22 protein-coding genes are annotated in these 25,033 nt (G+C 44.6%); 2 read left to right on the forward strand and 20 right to left on the reverse strand.

What is annotated here, in order from left to right; genetic code table 11:
* The 8 genes from CLOSA_RS14995 to CLOSA_RS23245 all read right to left on the reverse strand — a co-directional run bounded on the left by CLOSA_RS14995 (position 1) and on the right by CLOSA_RS23245 (position 8,501).
* The gene (locus tag CLOSA_RS14995; RefSeq protein WP_013273611.1) at positions 1-879 is read right to left on the reverse strand and encodes a carbohydrate ABC transporter permease; all 879 of its coding nucleotides are present in this window, start codon (positions 877-879) and stop codon (positions 1-3) included.
* 61 nt (positions 880-940) lie between these two features.
* On the reverse strand, positions 941-2,395 hold the full coding sequence (locus CLOSA_RS15000; RefSeq protein WP_013273612.1) for an ABC transporter substrate-binding protein: 1,455 nt from the start codon (positions 2,393-2,395) through the stop codon (positions 941-943).
* Positions 2,396-2,765: 370 nt separating this feature from the next.
* Positions 2,766-3,575 (reverse strand): HAD-IIA family hydrolase, encoded by an 810-nt coding sequence (locus CLOSA_RS15005; protein ID WP_242647744.1) that lies wholly within the window; start codon positions 3,573-3,575, stop codon positions 2,766-2,768.
* 45 nt (positions 3,576-3,620) lie between these two features.
* On the reverse strand, positions 3,621-5,390 hold the full coding sequence (locus CLOSA_RS15010) for a glycoside hydrolase family 2 protein (RefSeq protein WP_013273614.1): 1,770 nt from the start codon (positions 5,388-5,390) through the stop codon (positions 3,621-3,623).
* An 11-nt stretch (positions 5,391-5,401) separates the two neighbouring features.
* The gene (locus tag CLOSA_RS15015; RefSeq protein ID WP_013273615.1) at positions 5,402-6,232 is read right to left on the reverse strand and encodes a carbohydrate ABC transporter permease; all 831 of its coding nucleotides are present in this window, start codon (positions 6,230-6,232) and stop codon (positions 5,402-5,404) included.
* 8 nt (positions 6,233-6,240) lie between these two features.
* A complete protein-coding gene (locus tag CLOSA_RS15020; RefSeq protein WP_013273616.1) occupies positions 6,241-7,131 on the reverse strand; it encodes a carbohydrate ABC transporter permease in 891 nt (296 codons plus the stop codon).
* Positions 7,132-7,181: 50 nt separating this feature from the next.
* Complete coding sequence (locus CLOSA_RS15025; RefSeq protein WP_242647745.1) at positions 7,182-8,297, reverse strand: type 2 periplasmic-binding domain-containing protein; 1,116 nt, start codon at positions 8,295-8,297, stop codon at positions 7,182-7,184.
* Between the two features lie 60 nt (positions 8,298-8,357).
* Positions 8,358-8,501, reverse strand: coding sequence for a hypothetical protein (locus CLOSA_RS23245; protein ID WP_242647746.1), 144 nt, complete (start codon positions 8,499-8,501; stop codon positions 8,358-8,360).
* A 304-nt stretch (positions 8,502-8,805) separates the two neighbouring features.
* On the opposite strand from CLOSA_RS23245, the gene CLOSA_RS15030 reads away from it, so the two are divergent.
* Together CLOSA_RS15030 and CLOSA_RS15035 are read left to right on the forward strand one after the other, a co-directional pair.
* A complete protein-coding gene (locus CLOSA_RS15030) occupies positions 8,806-9,774 on the forward strand; it encodes an ArsR/SmtB family transcription factor (protein ID WP_013273617.1) in 969 nt (322 codons plus the stop codon).
* A 22-nt stretch (positions 9,775-9,796) separates the two neighbouring features.
* The gene (locus CLOSA_RS15035) at positions 9,797-10,615 is read left to right on the forward strand and encodes a sugar phosphate isomerase/epimerase family protein (protein ID WP_013273618.1); all 819 of its coding nucleotides are present in this window, start codon (positions 9,797-9,799) and stop codon (positions 10,613-10,615) included.
* 76 nt (positions 10,616-10,691) lie between these two features.
* On the opposite strand, the gene CLOSA_RS15040 is transcribed toward CLOSA_RS15035, so the two are convergent.
* The 12 genes from CLOSA_RS15040 to CLOSA_RS15095 form a co-directional block, all read right to left on the reverse strand.
* Positions 10,692-11,936 carry a CaiB/BaiF CoA transferase family protein gene (locus tag CLOSA_RS15040; RefSeq protein ID WP_013273619.1) on the reverse strand — a complete coding sequence of 415 codons (1,245 nt, stop codon included), beginning with the start codon at positions 11,934-11,936 and terminating at the stop codon, positions 10,692-10,694.
* Positions 11,937-11,949: 13 nt separating this feature from the next.
* Positions 11,950-13,131 (reverse strand): electron transfer flavoprotein subunit alpha, encoded by a 1,182-nt coding sequence (locus CLOSA_RS15045; RefSeq protein ID WP_013273620.1) that lies wholly within the window; start codon positions 13,129-13,131, stop codon positions 11,950-11,952.
* Positions 13,132-13,157: 26 nt separating this feature from the next.
* Positions 13,158-13,943, reverse strand: coding sequence for an electron transfer flavoprotein subunit beta (gene etfB / locus CLOSA_RS15050; protein WP_013273621.1), 786 nt, complete (start codon positions 13,941-13,943; stop codon positions 13,158-13,160).
* A 27-nt stretch (positions 13,944-13,970) separates the two neighbouring features.
* The gene (locus tag CLOSA_RS15055) at positions 13,971-15,113 is read right to left on the reverse strand and encodes an acyl-CoA dehydrogenase family protein (RefSeq protein ID WP_013273622.1); all 1,143 of its coding nucleotides are present in this window, start codon (positions 15,111-15,113) and stop codon (positions 13,971-13,973) included.
* A gap of 12 nt (positions 15,114-15,125) precedes the next feature.
* Entirely contained in the window at positions 15,126-16,709 is a 1,584-nt protein-coding gene (locus CLOSA_RS15060) for a class I adenylate-forming enzyme family protein (protein WP_013273623.1), read from the reverse strand.
* A gap of 40 nt (positions 16,710-16,749) precedes the next feature.
* Positions 16,750-17,883, reverse strand: coding sequence for a YkvI family membrane protein (locus CLOSA_RS15065; RefSeq protein ID WP_013273624.1), 1,134 nt, complete (start codon positions 17,881-17,883; stop codon positions 16,750-16,752).
* 49 nt (positions 17,884-17,932) lie between these two features.
* Positions 17,933-19,216 carry a nickel pincer cofactor-dependent isomerase, group 22 gene (locus CLOSA_RS15070; protein WP_013273625.1) on the reverse strand — a complete coding sequence of 428 codons (1,284 nt, stop codon included), beginning with the start codon at positions 19,214-19,216 and terminating at the stop codon, positions 17,933-17,935.
* 18 nt (positions 19,217-19,234) lie between these two features.
* Positions 19,235-20,527, reverse strand: coding sequence for a GntP family permease (locus tag CLOSA_RS15075; RefSeq protein ID WP_013273626.1), 1,293 nt, complete (start codon positions 20,525-20,527; stop codon positions 19,235-19,237).
* 14 nt (positions 20,528-20,541) lie between these two features.
* The gene (locus CLOSA_RS15080) at positions 20,542-21,660 is read right to left on the reverse strand and encodes a 2-hydroxyacyl-CoA dehydratase subunit D (protein ID WP_013273627.1); all 1,119 of its coding nucleotides are present in this window, start codon (positions 21,658-21,660) and stop codon (positions 20,542-20,544) included.
* Positions 21,660-22,898, reverse strand: coding sequence for a 2-hydroxyacyl-CoA dehydratase subunit D (locus tag CLOSA_RS15085; protein WP_013273628.1), 1,239 nt, complete (start codon positions 22,896-22,898; stop codon positions 21,660-21,662). The genes CLOSA_RS15080 and CLOSA_RS15085 overlap by 1 nt, the downstream gene beginning before the upstream one ends.
* A 12-nt stretch (positions 22,899-22,910) precedes the next feature.
* Entirely contained in the window at positions 22,911-23,684 is a 774-nt protein-coding gene (locus tag CLOSA_RS15090; RefSeq protein WP_013273629.1) for an acyl-CoA dehydratase activase, read from the reverse strand.
* Between the two features lie 381 nt (positions 23,685-24,065).
* Positions 24,066-24,764, reverse strand: coding sequence for a GntR family transcriptional regulator (locus tag CLOSA_RS15095; RefSeq protein WP_013273630.1), 699 nt, complete (start codon positions 24,762-24,764; stop codon positions 24,066-24,068).
* Positions 24,765-25,033: the final 269 nt, after the last annotated feature.

Here is a 25,033-nt window from a genome sequence, read left to right on the forward strand (position 1 = left end):
CTACCATCCAAATTTTCTGCTCAGCTTATTCATGGCCCAGGTGATTCCCTGTATGACTACAAAGATCTGAACCGCATTGGCAATCGCCATAGCTGCTCCGTATCCCGACTGGAATCGTACGAACGATGCATTATATATTTCCAGCTGCCAGGTCGTCGTTGACAGAGAAGGACCGCCTCCTGTAAGCAGGAAAGGCTCTGAGAATATCTGAAATGAGAGTCCGGCCGCCAAAACTACAACAGAAGTTAAGGTTGGCAAAATCATGGGCATGGTAATATGAACCAGCTTCTTAATCCCGGTGCAGCCATCCAGCATGGCTGCCTCATACACATCTTCTGATACGGACTCAATACCGGACAGCACAAACAGGGCATAATAGCCCGCCATTTTCCATAGAATCATGATAATGATGATGCCAAAAGCCATATCACTCTGCAGCCAGTTAATATTTAAATTCATCCGTTCCCTGAGAAATGTGCTGAAAGCAGAATTATAGCTGAATACATATTTCACCATAACAGATGTGGATACCCCTGAGGTCAGATAAGGGATGAAAAACATCACTGCTGCAAAGCCCTTAAGCTTTTCAGGGAGTCTGGATACAAGAAGGGCGATCCCTACTCCCAGTACAAAACACAGGATAACAATAGGTACCAGATATCGCAGGGAATTCCAAAATGCCGCATGAACCTTCTCATCGGTAAACAGCTTCATAAAGTTTTCAAGCTTTACTACGTCATACTTCGGTGACATTAAGTTCCAATCCGTAACAGACAGCCATAACGCCCAGCCAAGCGGCAGGAATAAAAAAACCAGAGAATAGATGATATAAGGAGAATTAAAAATCCATGGCATAAGATTTAGTTTCTTTTTTTTCACTTCCCCGCTCCTTTCATGAAAGGTAATCGGGCATCGCTGATTCGGCGATGCCCTATAATGATTATTCTAATTCGCCTGCAGTTTTCATTGCCTCCATCGCAGCATCCACATATTTGGATACATCCGGCTTCTGATTGATTCCGTTTTTCATGGTTACTTCATTTACAAAAGGAATCACCGCTTTTTCCCCTAATGCAGTCATAATCTCAGCAACCTTTTCATTGGCCATTCCCGGAATGCCATCTGCCACATATGCACTGATGTCCTTCATTGCAGGATTCTCATTAAAGTATGAAGCCAGACTTTCATTCGTGTCTAAATCTCCGCGTACAGGCAGCATCGTAGTCGCTTCTAACCAGTCAAGATCGAAGGTTTCCTTTCCGTCGCCTGCAAATACGTATTTCAGGAACTCAATGGCTCCTTTGTGCTCATCTTCAGAGATCTTATTGTTCTTATATAAGACAATTCCTTTGGAATCCGCATAGTTATAGTGTTTGTCACTTTCATTTTCAACCAACGTGGGGCCGAAAACATAGTCGCCGTCTAATCCATAGGTTTTGCCTGCTGCATGATTGGAGGAAACTTCCCATGGAAGTCCCAGGCCCATGACAACCGGAACGGTTTCCTGCTTCCACAGTCCGTCAATGGTTCCCGTTAAAAGGGAATCGCCCATTGCGCCGTAAAATTCAAAGACCTTAGTCAGCGCTGCCTTATCTGCGGTCAGCTTATTTCCATCTACCAGTGGCACGCCTTTTGAAAAAGCATCATAGGGTGATTCAATATCAAACCATCTTTCCCAGTAATTGGCTGAATTCAGCATCTCCCCACGATACATAAAATGGGATATGCCGCTGCCTGCAAGTTCATCCTTCTTCTCACTGTAGGCAGTCAGCAGCTTGTTAAAATCAGCCATTGTTTTAGGCACTTCTGAGAAACCAAGTTCTTTTAAAGCCTTGCTATTATAACAGAGGGTTATTGGATTTATGTAAAGTGGAATAACATACTGCGCATTATTGATAGCCCAGCCTTTGGTCACCTCATCCAGCTTTCTCTCAGCCACAATATCCTGAAACCAGTCCTCGCCGCTTAAATCGTAGACCGCTTCTGAATTAGCAAGCGTATTTGCAAAACCTCTGTTGATGTTTTCTGAAACAGCTGGTACAGTTCCGGTTGCAATCGCATTCTGAATTCCAGCTTCTGAAGACGGCTGGGCAGGCATCATCTGTACCTTTACTTCTACTTTGCTTCCATCCAGCTGAATGTTGCTTTCATTGAATTTATCTGCATACTTGGTCCAGAAATCCAAATTATACTGTTCCGGAGCCGTCCAGAAATCAACTGTGATCGTCTTTCCTGAAGAGGCTTTTCCTCCTTTCACAGCTTCCTGACCATTTTCCTCGCTTTTACTTCCTGCATTGTCCGGTTTTCCGGTGTTGCCGCAGCCGGCTAACATGGTAATTCCCATGGTCAGAGCAAGCAGGCTTGTTAATGCACGCTTTTTCATTTCTTTTTTCATGACTTGTCCTCCTAATTATAATGAAATATTTTTCCATCGTGCTGCTGTGATTCGATTACATCACTTTTATACTTGAATTTCAATTATAGTTTACTTTAATTTTATTTTTTTGATAAATATGTCCAATCATTTTTATATTTTTTATACAAATCAAACAATATATTTTGTGTTCATTAGAAAATTATGTCATAGGGTTAAATTTCCACTTGAATATACTTTAAAAAATCTTTTTATTAAAAACCCAGGGAACGTAGAAATAGAGGAGCTTTTACCAAACGGATGAATCTTATTCCATCAGGTAAAAGCTCCTCTATGTTGCCAAATTTCTGCTATTTTTTTATCCAAAATCAGGGATCAGCGCCATGGCCCATTAATCACGGTTATGTAAATGCTTCAAGGTATCTCCCATCTCCTTTATGCTTTTAAAAACAGCATCCGGGGATATCTCGGAAGCCGCCAGATCTTCTTCTTTTGTTTCCCCGGTCAGAACCAGAATTCCAGCCGCTCCGTTTTTCACACCGGCCGCCACATCTGTATAAATCCTGTCCCCCACAAACGCCATCTCCTGTCGGGCAAATCCTGTCTTTTCTTCTACCATATCAATGGTTTCTTGAAAAGGTTTTCCCAGGTATTTGGGGGTTACACCGGTGGAACAGCTGATTGCCGCGCAGAAAGATCCACAGTCCGGAATAAATCCGCTTTCTGTCGGACAGTTAATATCCAGATGAGTGGCCAGAAATAAAGCTCCATTCCGGATAAAAGTACAGGCCTTTTCCAGTTTTTCATATGTGAGGGAAGTATCAAAGCCAATCACCACAAGATCCGGCATATCCTGGGTCAAAGAAATATCGGCACTTGCAAAGCTTTCTTCCAGTGTTTTTGTTCCCACCAGATATACCCTTTTCCCTTTATAAAAGGTATTGATATACCGGATCGTCACATCTCCCGATGTCATGATCTGATCTTTGCTTACATAACAGTTCATTTTTTCCAGTTTCCTTCTATAGCTTTCCGGAGATTTTGAGGAGTTATTTGTAAAAAAAACGTACTTGCGCCCACTCTTTTCCACTTCCCTTAAAAAGTCCAGAGCTCCGGAAAGAATCTGATCACCCAGATAAAATGTTCCATCCATATCCAGTACAAATAATTTCGTTTGATCCAATATTTCCCTGTTACCCATAATTTTCTCCAATTTCATGATTACCAAGGCTGCTCCTAGGCTTTCTCATCTTTTCCGGTCGTTTATTTTGCGAATATCTTCCGGCTTAAATTTGTACCGGTGATCTCTCGTCAAAAGCCCGTTTGATTCCTGTTCCACGTCAGTCAGCTGCGTATAACAAAAGCCATTGATCAAATCCGAATCATAGATTGTATGAATCAACCTTTCATACTCTTCCAGAAAATCAGTGTCCGGCACAGAGGTATATCCCCATTCCTGATCTCCCGCCTGCATCGCATTCTCCCTGGTATTTTCTTCAGACTTTACTTTCTTTATCCGGATTCCGCCACACTCTGTAAGAACAATGGGCTGTCCGCTATAGCAAAATCCTTTTGCATAAGGAAGCTTTTCCATAATAAAAAAAAGATTCTCCACCTTCCTGAGACATTCCGCAAACAGCTGATGCTGCTGTTTATCATCTATTTCACCATGCTTATAGCTATGAATTGCACAGATGTCACTATCCGTCATTTCCCAGCCATCATTAGAAATCACAAGACGTGTGGAATCCAGTCCATGTGCCAGATAATACAAAGACTGCGCAAAACTCTGCTGCTGTTGATTGGTATAAATTCTTGGCACTCCCCAGCTTTCATTCAGCATTCCCCAAACCACAACAGAAGGATGATTATAATCTCTCTGTATGACGTCCAGCCATTCCCTGGTAAAAGCCGCAGCCGCTTGAGGGGTATAGGACCAGAAACTGGCCATACCTTCCCATACAAGAAACCCCAGTTTATCTGCCCAATATAAAAATCTGGGATCTTCCACCTTTTCATGTTTTCTGCAGCCATTAAATCCCATAGCCTTTGCTTTTAAGATGTCATTGCAATATTCCAGGTCATCAGGGGCCGTAATCAAACTCTCCTTCCAGTAACCCTGGTCCAAAACCAGTTTTTGATAATAAGGCTGATTATTTAAATAAAGTTTTCCGTTTTCTATATGTATTTTTCTCATTCCAAAATAAGATTCCACTACGTCTGCCCGGATGCCGGAATCTCCTTCATCTGCCTGAATGAGTACATGATACAGGATCGGATTTTCCGGACTCCAATAGTTTCCCATAAAATGAAAGGAGCCTTCCATTGCTTTTTTCCGGAAAATATCTACTGTCAGACTGTTTCTTGCCGTGTTGCAAAGCATATTTCCGTGAAAGATCTCATCCTCTTCCAGAGTAATGAGCAAATGCACTCTGCATGGCAAAATTGAAGTTTCAGCCAGCTGATAATCGATCCTTACGGTTCCCTCATCAATATCCGGTGTAAAATGTACCCATTCCAGACTGGTTCTGGAAACCGGTTCCAACCAGACCGGCTGCCAGATTCCCGTACTGGGTGTATACCAAATAAAACTGGACTCCTCTTCCCAGAACTGTTTTCCTCTGGGAATCATTTCGTCCTTTAACGGGTCTTCAACCTCAACCCTTATTGTCTCCTCCGCCCATGTCAGATATTTTGCAATTGGAAATAAAAACGGAGTCTGGCCGCCAATATGACCTCCAATACAGCTTCTATTGATATAAACCCTGCACTGATAATCCACAGCACCGAAATTTAAGAGAATTTCTTTTCCCTTCCATTCCTCCGGCACACAAAACTTTCGTTCATACGTCACATGATCTTCTGTTATTCTCTTGTTGATACCGCTTTTTTCGCTCTGACACACGAACGGAACTTCAATCTTTGTTTTTTTATCACCATATATAAAATCCCAGGTACCGTTTAAGTTCATCCATTCGTTTCTTACAAAGTCCGGACGGGGATATTCTTCTCTCATAGCAGGTCTCCTTACTTAATTCCTGATTGTGTAAAGCCTTTCACAATATATTTGTTGGCAAACATGAAGATAACCATGACCGGAAGTACCGATATCACAGTCGATGCCATCATCATTCCCGGATTTGTGTAATTTTCTCCCAAAACCAGGGCTGCAATCCCTAATGTGATAGTTCTCGTTTCATTCCTGTTAATCACAAGGGATGGCCACAAGTAGCTGTTATATAAACCCAAGAATGTAATAAATGCCTGCGTTATAACGACCGGCTTGACTGACGGCAGCACAATATGCCATAATACCTGGAAAACATTGGCTCCTTCCACAAATCCGGCCTCCTCCAGCTCCTGCGGGAAAGCCAACAGAAAATTGTAAATCAGATATATGCACATAACTCCCGATCCTGACGGCAGAATCAGAGGCCAGAATGTATTTAAGCCTCCCATTAGCTTGAACGTATAAAACAGAGGAAAGTACGTCACAATTTCCGGGACTGCCATAGCCCAGATCAATGATACCAAAAGAAAACTCTTGCCTGGCAGCGGAAGTCTGGCAAGGGAATAAGCAGCCAGTACACTGACGGTAATTCTGAGTGCTGTACCGGCTACTGTAACAATCACCGTATTAAAAAGCCAGAGGAGTATGGGAGACGTAGCAGTATTCATAAATAACTCCCTGTAATTCTCTAATGTCCACGCTTTGGGAAGGAGAGTCCTGGACGTAACGGACTCCGCAACTCCCTTAAAGCTGGTAAAGAACATAAACAGAAGCGGAAGGAGAAAGATATATGCAACCAAACAGGCAAGGATCACTAAAAATATTTTACTGACATTTTTTCCTTTCATAATTCCTCCTACCTTAATTCTTCTTTTTCTTTGGTAAGATGATACTGACCAATGGAACAAAGCACAATTACGATCCCCATCAATACAGTCATGGCACTTCCGACCCCCAGATCATTCCGATCCATAATGGTGGATGTAATTACCATAATCAAAGACTTCGTCGTTTCACCAGGCCCGCCCTTAGTCATCAGCCTGGTCTGTCCATATACATTAAAGGAGGCGATGATTGTAGTCATAAGCACAAAGAAAAATACATTTTTAATCCCCGGAAAAATAATGTATTTAAACTGCGTCCAAAAACCGGCGCCGTCAATGGCTGACGCTTCATACAACTGCATATCTATTTCATTTAAAGCATTTACAAAAAGCATCATATTATAACCGATTGTCCACCATACTGTGGCAGCAGTAAGCGAAACCCAGACAAACGGCTGCTGTTCCAGCCATGGGACCGCTTTTTTGATCATTCCCAAGCTGAGCATCAGGTTGTTGAGATACCCGCCGTTTCCTTTCATAAGCCATATAAAAACGGCGGTTACCGCTGTTACCGATACAGAATAAGAAACAAAATATATCGTACGGAACACTCCTCTCACCTTCCCGGGAAGCCGGTCCAGCAAAAGTGCCAGTGCCAGGCTTCCCGCTACAAGAAAAGGTGTCGCCGCCCCTACAAAAATCAGGGTATTTTTTAATCCAAGCAAAAATGCCTTATGATACATGGAAGAAGAAAATAGTATCTTGATATAGTTATCCAAACCAGCAAAACCCTGATTCCCCTTTACAAGGCTATACTTGGTTACGCTCATGATAATGCCATATACAAACGGCATAAGCCAAAACAAAATAAAAAAAATAACAAAAGGTACTATAAACAAGACAGCCATACTTTTTTTCTTCATAATTTTCCTTTACTTTCTATAAAGCTCGTTATCTTATCTGATTCTATTGATTACGGTTCCGAAAGCTCAACAGCAATATCCGTAGCATTCTTTAGTTCTGCCATCAGCTGATCTCTGGTTAATTCGGGTTCCTGAAGCACCAGTGCCCAGACTGTTGAGTTTACATATTTGACCTGCTCGCGGATATTAAAAATTGCGGGAAGGATCATTGCATGATCAAATATTCCGTAATTAACATTTGCAACCGGATATTTGTCCGGGTTTTCTTTCACTTTTTCCATGGTGGCCAGATGGATGGGTGCCTGACCGGAATCCGCCCAGTTAAGCATCACATCAGGCTGATATGCATATTTCATAAATGCTGCAATGCCATCAAGTTTTTTCTGGTCCGTCACTTCAGCAGATACTCCGAACGTATGTCCTCCGGCAGGTACGCATGGCGTATCTCCGTATAACTGAGGAAGCACCCCAATTCCAAGATTATCGCCCAGAATTTCTTTCGCTGCCGTATAATTCCAGGGTCCTGTCAGACATACGGCACTTTTAACGCTTGCATGATCCGCAGATTCATTTACAAAAGTATTGTAATGATCCTGGTCTCCCAGCCCTTCCGCGCTGAGATGGTCTTTATAAATCAGATTATGTACCTTCATAAACGCATCGCAGATTTCCTCGGTATCCATTTTGATGTGCTCCCCTTCGACCCAGTTGCATCCAGACTGGCCAAGGGCAGTCATCCATGCCCACTGCTGATCTCCTGTCAGAGGAATTCCAATGGGATAAATACCGGTATTTACCGAATCAAGCTTGTCCCGCAGCGCTATCATATCGTCATAATTTTTTGGCGGAGTATCAACCAGTTCCTTATTATAGTAAAACGTTTCTGCATAAAGATCCAAAGGGAAGGCAAAGACTCCGTCATCATATTTCGCATAGGATTGGGTGATCGGATGGAAGTCCTTATCAAAAGATATACCGGCTTTGTCATACAAATCCGATACCTCCCTGAGAAGTCCCAATGCATGATAAGTGGAGATCCAGTCAGCATGAATGATCAGCATGTCAAAATGATCAGACTTAAATTTTGTATAATGATCGGCATCCTGCAGCTGTTCTATAAAATATTGATCCTGAGATTCGTTAAAACCGTCTACGATTTTTCTCATAAAAGGACCGTCGCCCCCGGTAAATCCATTAATAAAGGTAATTTTTGTCCGTTCATCTCCTTATGCCGCATCGGATGCAGGCGCTGTCTCCTGAACCGCCGCCTCAGTTTTTTCTGTCGTCGTTTTCGATGAAGGGGCTCCCCCGCATGCTGCCAGGGAAAAAGCCATGAATGTGGATAATAATAATACCGCCTGTCTTTTCATTTTTTTCTCCTTTACTTTTAAAATTTTTACTTGAAAATCCTCCCATTATTTATTATAATATTACTGTAATAAATAAGTAATCATTTCTCATTTATAGTTAAATTATTACTGAATTTTTGTTAAGCAAATAGTATCATGTTTTGTTTTATTCGTCAATAATATAGAGATGAATTGTTTTATTTTATATATAATATACAAATTATCTTATTCTCATTTGTTGTATTTTATTTTTATTCCATTTTTTATGTTTTAATAGTGATTTTTAACTTCAAAAATAATGTAATAATGTAAGAAAGGGATTCCTATGAAAAAACAAAAAGCTCCTGTTAAAATTATTGGGGAACGGGATATTGCATTAAACCTAAGTAACCCTGCTCATCACAGTCATATTATTTCGATTGGGAAAGCGCTCTCTTCTCCGGTCCGGCTCAATATATTAAATTTGTTAAAAACAACCCCTTTGTCAATACAGGAAATTGCTGCTATCTTATCAATTCCTGTATCATCAACCGCCGCCCATATCAAATGTCTGGAAGATGCCCGGCTGGTGGTGACGGAAACCCAGCCCGGAAACCATGGCTCCATGCGGGTATGCATCTGCAGCATACAGACATTCTCTCTGGAAACCTTTGATTCTGATTTGGATGTTGTGGATAATACCATTGTCGTTGACATGCCCATCGGCAACTATTTTCAGTGTCAGGTGGAACCCACATGCGGACTGGCAGATGAAAACGGGGCCATTGACACATACGACAGTCCTACTTCTTTTTATTCTCCTTACCGCATGAAAGCTCAGCTTTTATGGTTTCAGCAGGGTTTTATTGAATATCGTTTTCAAAATCTGATCAATCCTTTGCTGAATCTTCATGAGATTTCCTTTTCTATGGAATTATGTTCAGAGGCCCCCGGTTATCTGGAAGATTGGCCCTCCGATATTACAATTTCAGTAAACGGACATGAAATTACTACATTTTGCTCTCCCGGGGATTTCGGAGCCAGACGGGGACGTCTGACACCTGCCGCATGGTCCAATGGGAGAACTCAGTATGGCCTGTTAAAAACGTTTTCTGTCAGAGAAGACGGCGGATACCTGGACAGAAGGCTGGTAAATCCGGATCTGCACATCAAAGATCTGGAACTGGAGAAATACCCATATATTTCTCTGATCATAGCCATAAAAAAAGATGCCAGATATATTGGTGGCATTAATTTATTTGGTGAGAAATACGGTGATTATCCCCAGGGAATTATCATGAACTTAATATATTAATTTAAAATACAGGAGGAAAATCATGAGAGACATCAATATCTCAACGATCATCGGAAGTGAAGTGTCCGTGGAGGAACAATTTAAACTGATGAAAGAAGCCGGTTTTAATGGTGTTTTTACCACATTCACCGGCAGGGAGCCCATTGAATACTGGGCAGAGGAAGCTTTAAAAAACCAGCTGAATTTTGAGACCATACATGCTCCGTTCCAATATGCAAACCGGCTCTGGGAAGCCGGTTCTGCAGGGAAAGAGTATCTGAATTATTTGAAAACCATCATAAATGCCTGCAGAAAAATCCAGGTAGACAAGTGTGTCATGCATGTAACCGTAGGCAACACTGCTCCCAATGTTTCCGAGGATGGGCTGAATCTGTTTGCTGAATTGTGTGAATACGCAAAATCAAAAAATGTTCATATCTGTTTTGAAAACCTTGAGCCACTCCCGCACATTGATGCCGTAATGGAATGCATTACAGATCCTTTTCATGGTTTTTGCTGGGACTGCGGCCATAGCGCATGTTATACCCCTCACATTGACATGATAAAAAAATTCGGTTCCCGTCTGAAATGTGTTCACATCCATGACAATCTTGGAGTGACGCAGCCCGGGAACATCGATTACCGGGATGACCGCCACCTTCTTCCTTTTGACGGAATTCTCGACTGGGACTGGTATGCCGGAAAATTAAATGAGCTGCATTATGAAGGGCCTCTCACTTTAGAGCTATCCATCTTGGGAAAGCCGGAATACAAGAAGATTCCCCTCACCGCTTATTTGAGCCAGGCATATGAAAGAGGCTGCCGTATAAGAGAGAAGCTTGAACCGGACCTTCGTTTATAAGCCTTTCATATCCTTCCGACCAAGCAAAAAAGGAGTACGAAGTACCCCTTTTTTGCTTTTATTTATTAAAACGAATCTAATGTTTCCTTTCATCCTTCCATACGTAAAGGATTCCCTTCTCCTGAAATCCCCGGATATCCTCCTTGCTGTAGCCCAGACCTTCCAGGATCTCCGGTCCCTGCTCCCCAATCAGGGGGCCGCCCTTGTACTCCGGAACGCCCATCTCCTGGAACTTAACCGGCGGTCTCACCAATGTGCGCACATTTCCATTGTCATACTGCATTTTATAGAAGCAGTCATTGGCCCACGCCTGCTCATCCTCCAGAATCTCTTCCCAGGACTGGGCCACACTGAATGCAATGTCGTGTTCCTTTAAAACAGGGATCCATTCCTTTGCTGTTTTCTTTTCCATTGCTTCCATACAGATGTCGTAAACCTCTGTGCCCAGGCCTTTGGCCTGAAGGTTCTGGATGGGGAAGTAATTCTCATTCTCCAGCAGATCCTCTCTTCCCAGGGCTTTCATGAACTGCTTATAGTAGGTGTTGTAATCCGGCATACAGGTTTGGATGAATCTGTCATCCTTTGTTCTCCAGGCCGCGTTAAAGGGGTTTGCACTCTCCCTGATGTTAATGGGATATTCTCTTGCGGGGCCGTCATAATTGGCTGCCTGGATCATCATACCCATGTTATAGACAGCCGTTTCAAACAGGCTGGTCTCCACCTTTTCTCCCTGTCCGGTTTCTTTTGCATGGTATAATGCCGCAAGGATTCCTGCCGCAAGGTTCATTGCCACGTTATGATCTCCCACTCCCGGAACCACATTCATGGGAACAGTTCCTTTCTGGCGGAGGGAGTGGAGATAGCCGCCTCTGGCAAAAAACGCCGTAAAGTCAAATCCGGGGAGGTCTTTGTCCGGGCCGTATTCTCCATATCCGGTCACCATGGCATAAACCAGCTTAGGATATTTTACCTTTAACGTTTCATAGTCCAGTCCAGCCCGTTCCAGAGCCTGGACCCTCCAGTTGGTAATCAGCACATCCGCATCCTCAAGAAGCTTGAAAAATGCTTCCTTGCCTTCCGGGGCTTTCATATTTAGAGAAATGCACCGCTTATTTCCATTTTCCAAGTCCCAGGTTGTATTTTCATACATATCCAAAGGCCTTCCTTCCGATGGTGCCGTATGCCTCAGCGGATCTCCCTTGGCAGATTCAATTTTAATTACATCTGCTCCGCAGTCCGCAAGAAAACGACCTGCGCCTGCAGCCGCGATAAAGGTTGCCAGCTCCACTACCTTAATTCCGTCTAACAGCTTCTTTCCCATTTCAAATCCCTCCTTATTTGTCCAGCGCTTCTATGAGTGCAGGAATCACCTGATAAACATCCCCTACGATGCCGTAATCTGCCACTTCAAAAATCGGAGCACCAGGATTTTTATTGATGGCTATGATCTGCTCTGAATTCTGCATGCCTGCCACATGCTGAATGGCTCCGGAAATACCGCAGGCAAAATACAGCTTAGGGCGTACTGTGGTTCCGGTCTGCCCCACCTGATAGGAATGGTCGATCCAGCCTGCGTCTACGGCTGCACGGCTTGCTGCAACCACACCGCCCAGCTTATCCGCCAGTTTCTTTAACAATTCAAAGCCTTCCGCCCCGCCAAGGCCCATGCCTCCGGATACAATGATCTCAGCATCCGTCAGGGATACTGCCTCGCCTGCCTGCTTTACCACCTCAAGAATCCTGGTCCTGATGTCTTCTTTTCCGAAACTCACAGATAGGGGAATGACCTGGCCTTTCCGTCCTTCCTGCCTTTTGGCTGTTTCCATGACTCCCGGACGTACCGTGGACATCTGCGGCCTGTGGTTTGGACAAACAATGGTTGCCATTAAATTTCCGCCAAAAGCCGGGCGGGTCTGCTTGATCTTCTTATCCACTTCGTCGATTTCCAGCTTCGTGCAGTCAGCGGTCAGCCCGGTATTGCAGCGGACGGCCAGACAGGGACCTAAGTCACGGCCGATGTGGGTGGCTCCCAAAAGGACAATTTCAGGCTTATGGGATTTGATCGCATCATGGATCACAGCCGTATAAGCATCGGTACGATAGGACTTTAGTTCCTTATGATCTGCCAGGTAGACTTTATCCGCTCCGTACTCAAACAGTTCATTCACTAATCCTTCCACCTGGTTTCCGCATAAAACCGTACAAAGGCTGCATCCGATCTCATCAGCCAGCTTCCGGCCTTCTCCCAGAAGTTCTTTTACCACGGGCATAAGTGCCCCTTCTCTTTGTTCCGCAAAAACCCATACATCCCGGTACTCTGATAAATCAACTGTTTCCTTTTCTTCTTCTGTCTTTTCTATTGCATCGAACGGACATTTTTCCACACAAACACCGCAGCCGGTACAGGCAGTACCGATGACGGCCAGTTTATTTTCCATTGTAATCGCATCAAACGGACAGTTCTTAACACAGATGGAACAGCCCCTGCATTTTTCTTTTATTACATTTACAGCCATGTGAACCTTCCTCCTTTTCCTGGGTATTAAAGATAATGCTTCTCTTTCAGTCTTTCTGTCAGCAGATCTGCCATTTGGGTCACTGTTCCGGCAAGCATCTCTCCCTTTCCCTTGGGAGCAGGGGTAAAGGAACGGAAAACCTGGGTCGGGGAAGCATTTAAACCGCAGTCTTTTGGATCCAGTCCCACATCCTCATGATTCCATATGGTAACCTTTTTTGCATATGCGTCCATGATACCGCCGATGCTCATGTAACGCGGCTCATTCAATTCCTTTACCGCCGTAAGAAGGCATGGTGTCTGGACCTCCAGTATTTCATATCCGTTTTCCATCTGCCTTTGTACAATTACCTTTCCTTCGCACAGCTTCACATCCTGAACGTAGGTCACCACCGGGATCCCAAGCCTCCAGGCCACCTGGGGACCCACCTGGGCCGTATCTCCGTCTATGGCCTGGCGTCCTGCAAAAATAATGTCATAATCTCCGATTTTATCAATGCCTGCAGCAATGGTGGTAGAGGTAGCGCAGGTATCGGCCCCGCCAAAAGCGCGGTCACTGAGCAGATAAGCCTCATCTGCTCCCATTGCCAGGCATTCCCGCAGCATATCGTCGGCCTGAGGCGGTCCCATGGTAATAACAGAGACCGTTGTTCCAGGCTTTTCGTCTTTTATTTTCAATGCCTCTTCCAGGGCATTTGCATCATCAGGGTTTAAAATGCTGGGAACTCCGTCACGGATCAATGTACCCTTTACCGGATCGATCTTTACTTCATTGGTATCCGGCACCTGTTTCACACAAACCAAAATCTTCATTGTCTTATTACTCCTTCCGTGTAGTCATTATTTCTTAAGCAGTTTTCCTGAAATCACAAGCTGCTGGATTTGTGAGGTACCCTCGTAAATGGTGAACACACGGCAATCCCTGTACATGCGCTCGATCTTATAATCCTTGATAAATCCGTAACCGCCGTGGATCTGAAGGGCTTTAGAAGCGATTTCGTTGCATACCTCAGAAGCATAGTACTTTGCCATGGAGGCTTCCATACTGGCAGGCTGATGGGTGTCCATTAAGTAAGCGGTTTTATACACCAACTGTTTAGCCGCTTCCAGCTTTGTCGCCATATCTGCAATCATAAATGCAATTGCCTGAAAATCCCCGATCCTTTTTCCAAACTGTTTCCTTTCCTTTGCATATTTGATTGCCTCATCCAACGCCCCCTGGGCAACACCGATGGACTGGGCGGCTACTCCCATCCGGCCGGTATCCAGGGTCTTCATGGCATTGATAAAGCCCATGCCCTCCTCACCCAGAAGGTTCTCTGCCGGAATCCTTGCGTTATCCATAATGATATCACTGGTAGCGCATCCGATGACACCCATTTTATGCTCCGGCTTTCCACAGGAAATTCCGGGAGTGTTTTTCATATCCACAATAAAAGCACTGATTCCTTTGGTTCCTTTTGTCATATCCGTTTTGGCATAGATTACCGCATAATCTGCCAGCGGTGCCATGGTAATAAAGGTCTTTCTTCCATTTAATATGTAAGAATCCCCATCCTTTACAGCAGTGGACTGCATACCGCCTGCATCGGAACCCGCTCCCGGTTCCGTCAGGGCAAAGCAAAGCTTTTTATTCCCGCTGATCAATGAGGGGAGATAGTTTCGTTTCTGTTCCTCTGTACCGGATAATAACAGAGGTCCCCCGGAAAGGGAATTGGGAGAGGACACATAAATGCTTGCAACTCCGCTGACTCTTGCTATTTCCTCCATTACCAGCACGTAACAGCGGGCATCACCACCGGAGCCTCCGTATTCCTTTGGTGTCTTAATGCCGAAAAATCCGGCCTTTCCCATTTTATAAAGAATTTCCTCCGGAAAGGTCCCGCTTTCTTCCACCTCATCCAGGATCTCATTGGTCAGTTCTTTCTCCGCAAACTCTCTTGCCAGTTTCCTGACAAGCTCATGCTGTTTCGTAAAATACATGTTGTTTCCTCCTTAACCTCTTTTCGCTAACCGTTTCTCGACTTCCTGCCGTAACTCATGGATTATGACCTTGCCATTGTTACTAAAAGGAAATGAGTCAAATCGACAAACATATTTGGGAACCTTGTAATCCGCCAGATTCTGCCGGACCTGTTCCCTGACCCTTTCTTCCGAAAACTCTGCCCCGGGCTCCATGATGATACAGGCAGCAATTTCCTCCTGAAGTACCTGGGCAGCCACTCCTACCACCTTCACATCCTTGATTTCCGGAAGATCCAGGATGCAGTTTTCAATTTCCACTGGTGCTATGTTTTCACCGCCCCGGATGATCAGTTCTTTTTTCCGCCCGGTCATGTAAAGACAGCCATCTTCATCCAGATAACCGCAGTCTCCGGTATGAAGCCAGCCCTCCTCATCCAGCACCCGTTCCGTTTCTTTTTCTCTGTTGTAATAGCCCTTCATGATGTGATAACCACGTGACTGGATTTCTCCCACCCTGCCGGTCTCTGCTTCGCACTTTCTTTCATCATCCCAGATCCTTAATTCCGTGTAAGGTATCTTTTTTCCTGCCGTTAATGCCTTTCGGCAAATCGGGTCCCTATAGCCGGTCATGGTAATGGCAGGGGAAGACTCGGTCTGCCCGTAGGAAGGCTGCAGATGTTCCATCTTCAGTTCCTTGCAGATATTGATATATTCTGACGGATGGATTGCAGATCCTGCGATAATTCCGCTGTTTAAGGAGCTTAAATCGTATTCGCTTCTTCTGCTGTTCTTCACCATGGCCAGGAACATGCTGGGAACACCGTTTAAAATGGTGCAGGAATTTTTTTGTATGTTTTCCATTACTCCAATAGACTTGTAATACTGATTTACATACATTGCTGCTCCGGCATGGACAGCGGACAAAATGCCCGCTGTGATGCCAAAGCAGTGAAACAAGGGGACGGATAAGCACATGCGGTCACTTTCGTTCCAGTGCAGGGACCGTACCATTTCTGCAGAATTGTTGACCAGGTTCTCGTGGCTTAACATCACTCCTTTGGGAACGCCGGAGGTACCGGAGGTAAAAAGTATATTGGCGGTATTCTGAAAGGACAGGTTTTGTTCTGCTTCTTTTAAAAGCCGATTGTCTTCCTCTCTCTTGCCACGCAACTCACATACAGGCAGATGTTCCAGGGAAACGATTCCCTTTAAAAAGCTGCCGGGCCGATCCAGGCCTGCTTTTGATATGACCGGGGCATAATCTGCATTGCCGCAGCCCTTTCCATAGAATAAATAATCCGCATCTCCTTCTTTTAAAGTCCGGATCAGCTCCTGCTCCTTATAACACGTATTGATGGGAAGAACAACCGCTCCGGCTTTCATAAAAGCAAAATATGCCATGATCCATTCCGGGCTGTTAATCCCCCACAGTGCCACATGTTTCCCCCCTGAAATTCCTTTTCTAATAAAGTCAACTGCCCAAAAATCCGAAATTTCATCCGCCTCTTTCCAGGAATACCTTCTGTCCTCATAACAGATTCCTGCCGCTTTTGGCGTAAGAGCAGCTCTCTTATGAAGCAGCTCTCCGATTGTTTCTGATAAAAGGCCTGTCATATTCATTCTCCTGCTAACCTCTGTCCCATGGTTTTTTCAGTTATTTCTCTATTTTTCCCATGGCTTCTCCGATCATCCGGATCAGGAACGGAACCAGTACCACGACTATGGTCACATATCCCAAATATCCATATCCTACCTTTACCAGCGGAAGAAGGCCGAACTGGGCAATCGAAAAGGCAAGAATGGTACACAGCAATGCGCAGATCAGGGTCTTTGCCGTAGGCTTTCCGTCATTTCTTCTTTCCTCAGGCTTTTCAAGCGCAACCACAACTCTCTGGACCGCTCCGGCGATCATGTTTACCGCCGTTGATACGGCTCCTAAAATAATGAGTATGGAAATCATGGGATTCATGAAGCCGGCTCCCACGCCTCCTTTGATCAGAGTAATAACAGGAAGTGGATCCTTGGATAATTCCGGATTCGTAGCAATCGCCATAATTCCCAAGGTGGAAAGCATGATCAATCCGGAGTTTACGAAAAATCCATAAATCATGCTTTTTCCAGCTTCTTTTTCTGTTTGAAAGGACTGTGCATGCTGGTATAACAATCCAATGGACGCAAGCTGGAAGGAACCGTAAATAAAGCAGCTCCACAAAGCGGGACCGGCTGGTGCAGGATCCGCTCCTAAGGTCCTGATATTGCTAACGATATCGCCCCAGCTTACAATAATGTTTGGTATGTACACAATCAAAAGACCGGCTATAATAATAACAGACAGTGTGGAAGCAGCTTTTCTCACGAAATCAGTTCCGAAAATGGTCACCACAAAGATAAACAAGCCTATGATCAGGGTGCAGGCCATATAGGGGATTCCGGTCAGGGACTTCATGGTGGAGCCTCCGGTAGCAAATGCAACAGAGGGCGCCAGGCACAGCAATAATATGTATACAATCTCATAAAGGTTGGAAAATATAGGAGCAAATTTTCCATAGAACTTGTTGTTGAAGGTTCTGTAATCATAGGCATCGTGTATCTTGGCAAACCGAAGTCCGTACCACTGGAACACGGCTCCGATGGCCTGAGCCAGAATGGGGGTAATAAGCGCCCAGATACCAAATGCAACGAAATACTGGACAAGCTGTGCACCGGAAGCAAACCCTCCGCCAAACTGTGTTGTAAACCATACGAATGCAACGCCCACCGCTACCGGCATTTTATTTTTATCGATCATGTCTTTCTCCTCCTGTTAAAGCATATCTTTTCTATCGTCGGTTTCTCTGTTAATCCATCATATCTTCTTCATTAAAAGAAATAGGCTCCGGTCCGCTTACATAGGAAATCCCGTCAATATCTTTAATGTCTTCATACAGAGCCTCAGAAACCTGTATCTGCTCCAGACACAAGGTGTTTTTGATCCGAACAGCTCTGACCTTCTTGTAATCTAAGTTGTGGCAGCACCGGATGCACATGAGAAGTGCTTCCTTGTCCGTATTGGCATACAGGGGAATAGGACAAGCATCCATAATCCCTGTTGTTAAGACATTGGTCCATGTAACTTCCCAGTCAACCGAATTAAGACAGCGGCGAGTCGTTATGTCCGCCGATCCAAGGCCGCATCCGTTGTGGTGTGCCTCTGGAGTAATCCCCCGGATAAACAGCTTTCTCAAATTGAGAGTATCCCCAAATGTACGTGTGATATTTCTTCCGGTTACATTTGGATCATGGCCGTTCCCGCTGATGTTTTTTCCGATCTCATCAATGATCAGCACATCGATATCATTAAACAGGAACTTGGCCAGCTTCTGTTTCGCTGTCTCAAGCAGCCTTGCATCCGTTTCCATAAAGTTGTCTTTATTGCATACCTCAATGCTGCAAATGTCATCATAGGCATTCTGGACTACTCCGATTCCAAATGCAAAGGGACATTTTTCCAGAAACTTTTCAGCTACCGGAGGAATCAATTCTGCAAAACGGTGAAATCCAAAGCTATGAAACATGGAAGCTCCCTTGTGCTTTGCGATACCTATGGCAATCATCTTAGCCAGGCCGCTTTCATGCGCTCCACGAAAATCCGTATGGGGTTTTACTTTATTTAATATGACAATCCCGTCGGATTCAAAGGCATACTTATCACAATAAAGGGGGATTCCATTCAGTTCGTCATATTGCACCACCTCCATGGAAGACCTGATGGGAACTCCCATGTTTTTTTCTGTAATATGATAGCCCTCCAGCATCTCAAGCTGTCCCTCAGCCGTCCCTCCTCCATGGCTGCCCATCGAAGGGATGATAAAAGGTTCTGCGCCCCATGTTTTCAGTACCTCGCAGGTGGTACGGATGATGACATCAAGCTGAGGGATTCCCCTGCTTCCAGCGGTTATACAGATCCTTTTGCCTTTGTATCCTTCCTTGCCGGGTACCTTCTCAAGCTCTCTTCTCATGGTTGCTTCCACATCATTGACCCTGGCCGGATCATAGCTTTGACGAACCGTGACCATATTCGGCAGCGTAACCTGTTCAAGTCCCTGTATCGGAACATGTACTTCCGGAAAATTTATATACATTGCTCTTCTTCCTTTCTATTAAGCCATACCAAACAGATAAAGCAGCATGATTAAAAATACCAAGGTAATTAAGGGTATAACACACGTTGAGATAAATACCGGAAAGTAGGAACTTCTATGATCGTTCTCCGTTATATTAAGCACCGTGACTACCAGTCCGTTATGGGGAAGAGAATCCAGACCCAGACTGGCTAATGTGGATACTCTGTGCAATGCTTCTACGTTTACTCCGAGAGGGATAAAATAATCCTTAATGATCGGCAGGGTAATCCCAAGGCCGCCAGAACCGGATCCGCATGCACCCGCCAGCAAAGTAACTGCTAATGCAGACGCAATGAGGGGGCTTCCGCCGATTCCTGTAACAGATTTAATTAATATATCAAATGCCGGTGTCACCTGAACCAATGAACCAAAACCAACGACTGCAGATGTGCTGAATAAGGAACCAGTACCATCTCTTGTTCCGTCAGCCAAATGCTGCCAGATCTCCTTCCAGGGAATCTGCTTATAATAAAACAGCAGACCGGAAACAAAACCTAAAAACAACGCCACTTCCGCTGAATATTTAAATACGTTCAAAGATACAAGCAAAACGATCATCGGCAATAGGGCTACCAGAAAGCTGGGAAGCTCTTTTCCCTCTTTTACTTCCAACATGATTCTGTCTTTTTCCGTCATCTCGAAATGCAGCCCCTTCTTCTTACATTTGTCTGCATACCAGAGTGTAAACCAGAATACCAATATGGCTTCAAATGCTGCCGCTATAAGGCCGGGGACCAAAGCAGCCGTCGCCGGCGTACCCAGGATTTGAGCCGGCATAAGATTCTGAATCTGCGGAGTGCCTGGCATCATACAGGAAAAAGTTCCTGCACCTGCGAAATATACCGCCGGAATCAGTGTTCTGGATATATCTCCTCTTTTAAACATGGATACCATAAGCGGGTACAGGGTAAACATACAGACAAATACGGACACACCGCCGTAAGTCAATACCGCACCGGCAATAATGATGGACGGAATAATAAACTTATCCCCCAATTTGTCTACAATTACTTTAGCAATGGCATCTGCGGCACCACTGATATCCGTCAGTTTTCCAAACAGAGAACCTAAAATAAAAATAAAGAAAAATTTACCAAAATATCCTGACAGACCCTGGACATAGGTTGTGGTAAAATGCTCTACAGGATTCATTCCTGCTGTGAGTAAAAGGAACAAACCGGAAATCACGGCTGCAAAGAAAATCGGAACTTTCTTAAAACATAAAAATATCAACAATGCCAAACTCAAAAGTACCAGAAATATCTGCATATGGATTCCCCCTGTTAAAGCATATCTTTGAATGCTTCGATCATCGTTCCTGCCTGCTCGTAATTAACCATTTGCCTGTCTACTTCTATCTGGATAATAGGAATTCCTGCCTCCCCGCAGGCTCTTTTCACCATAACATAATCAAATTCTTCCGGATCACAGAACTTCGTCAGGAGAACTACCACACCCCTTGCTTTGTATTTTTTTGCCAGGTCAACGATATAGCCGGCTCTCTTCTTTTCCGGGTCGTACAGAACGGAGCAATGGTCCATACGGGAAAACTTATCTGCAAGTCCGTCCAATGGTTCCAGCTCCAGATTCACATCCGTACGGTACTGTCTGGATTCATGGGCAACATCATCCCCAACAATCTGCAGTCCGTGTTCATCAAAGATCTTAAGCAGTCCATCGCTGTCAGCCAGAATTCCGGTGGTAATTACCCTGATTTTGCTTTCGGTTTCCTCTACCTGTGACAAAGCCTCCATGAACTGACAGACAAGAGCCGTATGTTCTTCCTTTTCCATGAAATAAGCGCTTTTAAAAATATCTCTCCTCTGAACTGCTGTGATGGAGGGGTGCTGTTCCAGAACCTCTGTCAGCTTTCTCATTGCCTCATTGTGTTCCTTGTAGATTTTATTGGACCGGGCAAGGGAGTCCTGGCTGAATGTCATACCGGTTGCTGCCTCTAAATCTTTTATGATACGCTCATAGGAAGCTTTTGTAAATTCTTTTCCCGAATCCGGCTTCCGGTTCTGGGGATAAGTCATAGGAATAAAGGGAATGTCCTTTACCGCATATTTCCAGTTCTGCCCCAGACACTTTAAAGAATCACAAAGGGAAGGAACCACAATGGCTGAGATTCCGCTGTATTCTCCTCTGATCCCAAGTTCCAGAATGCTCTGCATGATGGAACAAATAAATCCAGGGAAGTATTTTTTTGATTCCTTCAGTTCTATATCTCCTCCCCATGCTCCCATTGGAACAAGCCCCATGGAATGGATCAGTTCTTCCGGCGTATAAACAGGGACACAGGCCACAACCTTCTTTCCCTGGGCCAGATAGGAATCCAGCTGTTTTTTTGGTGAACCCGCAATTTCATGAAATTTTTCCAGTAATTCATTGAATGCTGCCATCAGTCTTTCCCCCCTTTATTAGATTCCATGATTTCCGTCAATCCCTGAACCCTTGTTTCATACTGCGCCTCTGAGAAGTTCCTGGGATCTGCCTGATCGCCGTCAAATGAGGTAACCGGTATCCGGCAGTCCTCTCCGATCTGGCGGCTCATCTCATACATGAAGCCGCTCCAAAGCTTACAGGAACGGTTGGTATGTACCAAAAGTCCTTCCGCATTGGTCTTTTTTACAATGGCTTCCCTTTTATCCCTGGCATGCTCTAAGTTCATGGCATTGGGTACATTGCAGTAAGCCCGGATAAGACCGTCAAAGTCATCATAAATGAAGCCAAAGGCATCGGCATAAATGGTTGCAACCATGTTGATTCCCCGGGATTTTAAGCCGGTAGCCGTTGCTCTCAAATGAGGCCAGCAGGCAATTCCCTCAAACATGATTCTGTACTTTTCCTCTGCACGGAAGGTGCTGGTCCCTTCTTCCACTGCCTTTTTGTATTCCTCCAGCAGGGTTTCAAAGGCTTCGGCCGCTTCCACGGTCCCTCTTGCACAGACGGCAACTGCCATATGATTGAGTAAGTCAAAGCCGTTAAGGGGGGATGGAGTATATTTGGTATAGGATGTGGCCTCCAGCCATGCCCTGGAAGTCCTGTTTGAGATTTCCATGACCTCCTTGAATTTCTCATCGCTCCATTTCTTACCTGTGATTTCTTCCAGCTGCTTCACAGCCGCCAGAAACTGGCTCTTTACATAAGCCACCTGGGCATCTGAAACCTCATAGTCAGGATTAAAGGGAATGTCAATGAGAATTAAGGGGATTCCAAGCTCCTTTGAGATATTCTCGTACCATTTGATCATGCAGTTGCAGATGTTGTTGCAGCAAAGCACGAAGTCCGGCAGGGGCATGTTCTGTTCCGGTGTCTCTCCTACCTTCATATGTGCCAGGCTGATTCTTGCGTAAGCGCAGATATCATTGGAATAACCTTCCGCTTCTGAAACTTCACACAGCCGCTGTCCGGCTCCTCTGGCTGCAATGGCTGCCGCCTGATTCTCAGGATAGCACACTTTAATTCCCAGAGTCTGAAAAATCTCCTGGGGGAAATTGCTGGCACACCAGCCGATTTTTTCTCCCCTGTCCTTTGCCTCCTGAACCTCCTTGTAATGCTTTACCACAATCTCATTCAGCTTAAATTTGGCTGAATTAGGATCAACGGTAAATTTCGGTTTTGTTTCACCTTCACCCATGAAAAATTCCTCCTATAATGATTTATCGTAAGCGTAAAGCGCTGCACCCAAAGCACCCATGAGCTGGGCCATTGGTGTATAGGTAATTTCAAGTCCCAGCTCCTGCTCCATGGCTTTTCTTACTCCGCCATTTTTTGCAACGCCTCCGCTCATGCACACTGTTTCTTTCACACCGATCCGCTTGGCCAGAGATGCTACCCTGCTGGCTACTGACTGACAGATACCGGCTACCAGATCCGGAATCTCAACTCCGTTTGCCAGTTGGGAAATGACCTCGGATTCGGCGAATACCGTACAGGTACTGGATATTTTGACCGTGCTCTTTGAAATGGCCGCCTGTTTTTCCAGATCCTCAATCCTCAACTGAAGAATTCCTGCCATGACATCTAAAAACCTACCGGTCCCCGCCGCACACTTGTCATTCATCAAAAATTCCGCCAGGCGCCCGTCGGCCCCCAGGGAAAGTATCTTTGCATCCTGTCCGCCGATATCAATAATGGTCCTCACTTCCGGCAGAAGGTGATGAACTCCTCTTGCATGGCAGCTCAGCTCACTCATCTCCCCATCGGCATTTTTTAACAGCTTTCTGCCATACCCGGTGGCATAAACAGAAGTGATCTCCTCCACCTTAAGGCTTCCTGCCGCAAGCACTGCTTCCATGGCCCGGTCCGGCCCGTCGGTTCCCGTCCCGGCAGCAATCAGGGAAGTGGCAATAATCTCCTGTCCATCCTTCAGAATAACAGCTTTGGAGGTGGTAGAGCCAATGTCAACTCCTAATGTGAACATGGTCATTTCCTTTCTGATTGTTTAATTTATAACAATCTTTCTGAAAAAAATATATATGTATACATGTATACAAGTTAATGGCATGAAAAAAGTGTATCCTTGTATACAAGTTGAAACAAAAAATAAAAGGTCACAAGGTACATTTTTTCATGCATAGATTATCAAAATTTGTCTAATTTGTCAATGATTTTTTTTAAGTACAAAGCAATACTCCAGCAATATAGGGAAATCGGTCCAGGCATTGTTTTGCCCCTGTTCCACCTATGCTCGTCTAATTTGTAACAATCTTTTTCCTAATAACAAATAACCGGCCGTATTGGTGCAGACAGCCATAAGACCCCATAGCTGCAGATTTCCCACCATTTTCCTAAGCCAGTCCGATTAAATGTTTATGAAAAACTGAGAGTACTTTTCCTTTGCCTTATCTCTGATTTCAGATATGGTTTCCAGATGATCCGCCATCGCCTGCTGGGCTTTTATAAAATCACCGCCTTTGATTTCATTGACGATCCTCTGGTGCTCGTCGATTAAGTGAGGCATCCTTTTGCCAAGAGCCACGTCAAAATTCCGCCATCTTGAAATGTGGAGCATTAAATCCTCCAGTAATTTTATAAGATTATACCGTTCCACACTTTCCGCTATGGCCCGGTGGAATGCCGAATCCAGTTTTTGGAATTCCAGGTCATACCCCTCCACATTCCGGTAAGCTTCCTGCTTTTCCAAATTATCTTCCAATTCTCTTACCAGTCTTTCAATTTTCTGTTCATCCCTCTGGGACAACAGCTCGTAAAGCTCTTCCTTTTCCACGGCAGTCCTTAAAATCAGCAAATCCCCGATCAGCTTTAAGTCAATCAGGCTTACATACGTGCCTCTCTGGGGATATACCGTAAGAAGCCCCAGCTGATTGAGCCTTGCAAAAGCATTGCGGATGATGGTTCTTGACACCCCGTATTCATCTGCCATCTGGTTTTCACTGATTCTGGTACCTGGTTCTAATTCCAGTTTCAAAATTCGTTTTCTAAGATTTAAGAAAACATAATCAGCGGAAACCGGCTGGCTGTTACTTTTTATATAATCCATATTCTTTACCTTCAATTCCTATTCCTTGTTTCTTGTTATGAAACGATTATACTCTTGACTACAGTTTTCTGTCAATTCGTTTCTTCTGGTCAGTATGGCTCCGGTTCCTCCATACCCAATCATATCTTCTTTTGCCTCCGCTTTTATCTGGTGGAACCGGTGGTGATATGTATTGGGATCCGGTGCATGGTACCGGTAGTTTTGTATCAGGGATTTTTTTAGGAAAAGCAGTTCAGATTTAGTTTTTCGTCAAAAGGAGCTTTTATCCA

This window comes from [Clostridium] saccharolyticum WM1 (assembly GCF_000144625.1).
Taxonomy (GTDB): Bacteria; Bacillota; Clostridia; order Lachnospirales; family Lachnospiraceae; genus Lacrimispora; species Lacrimispora saccharolytica.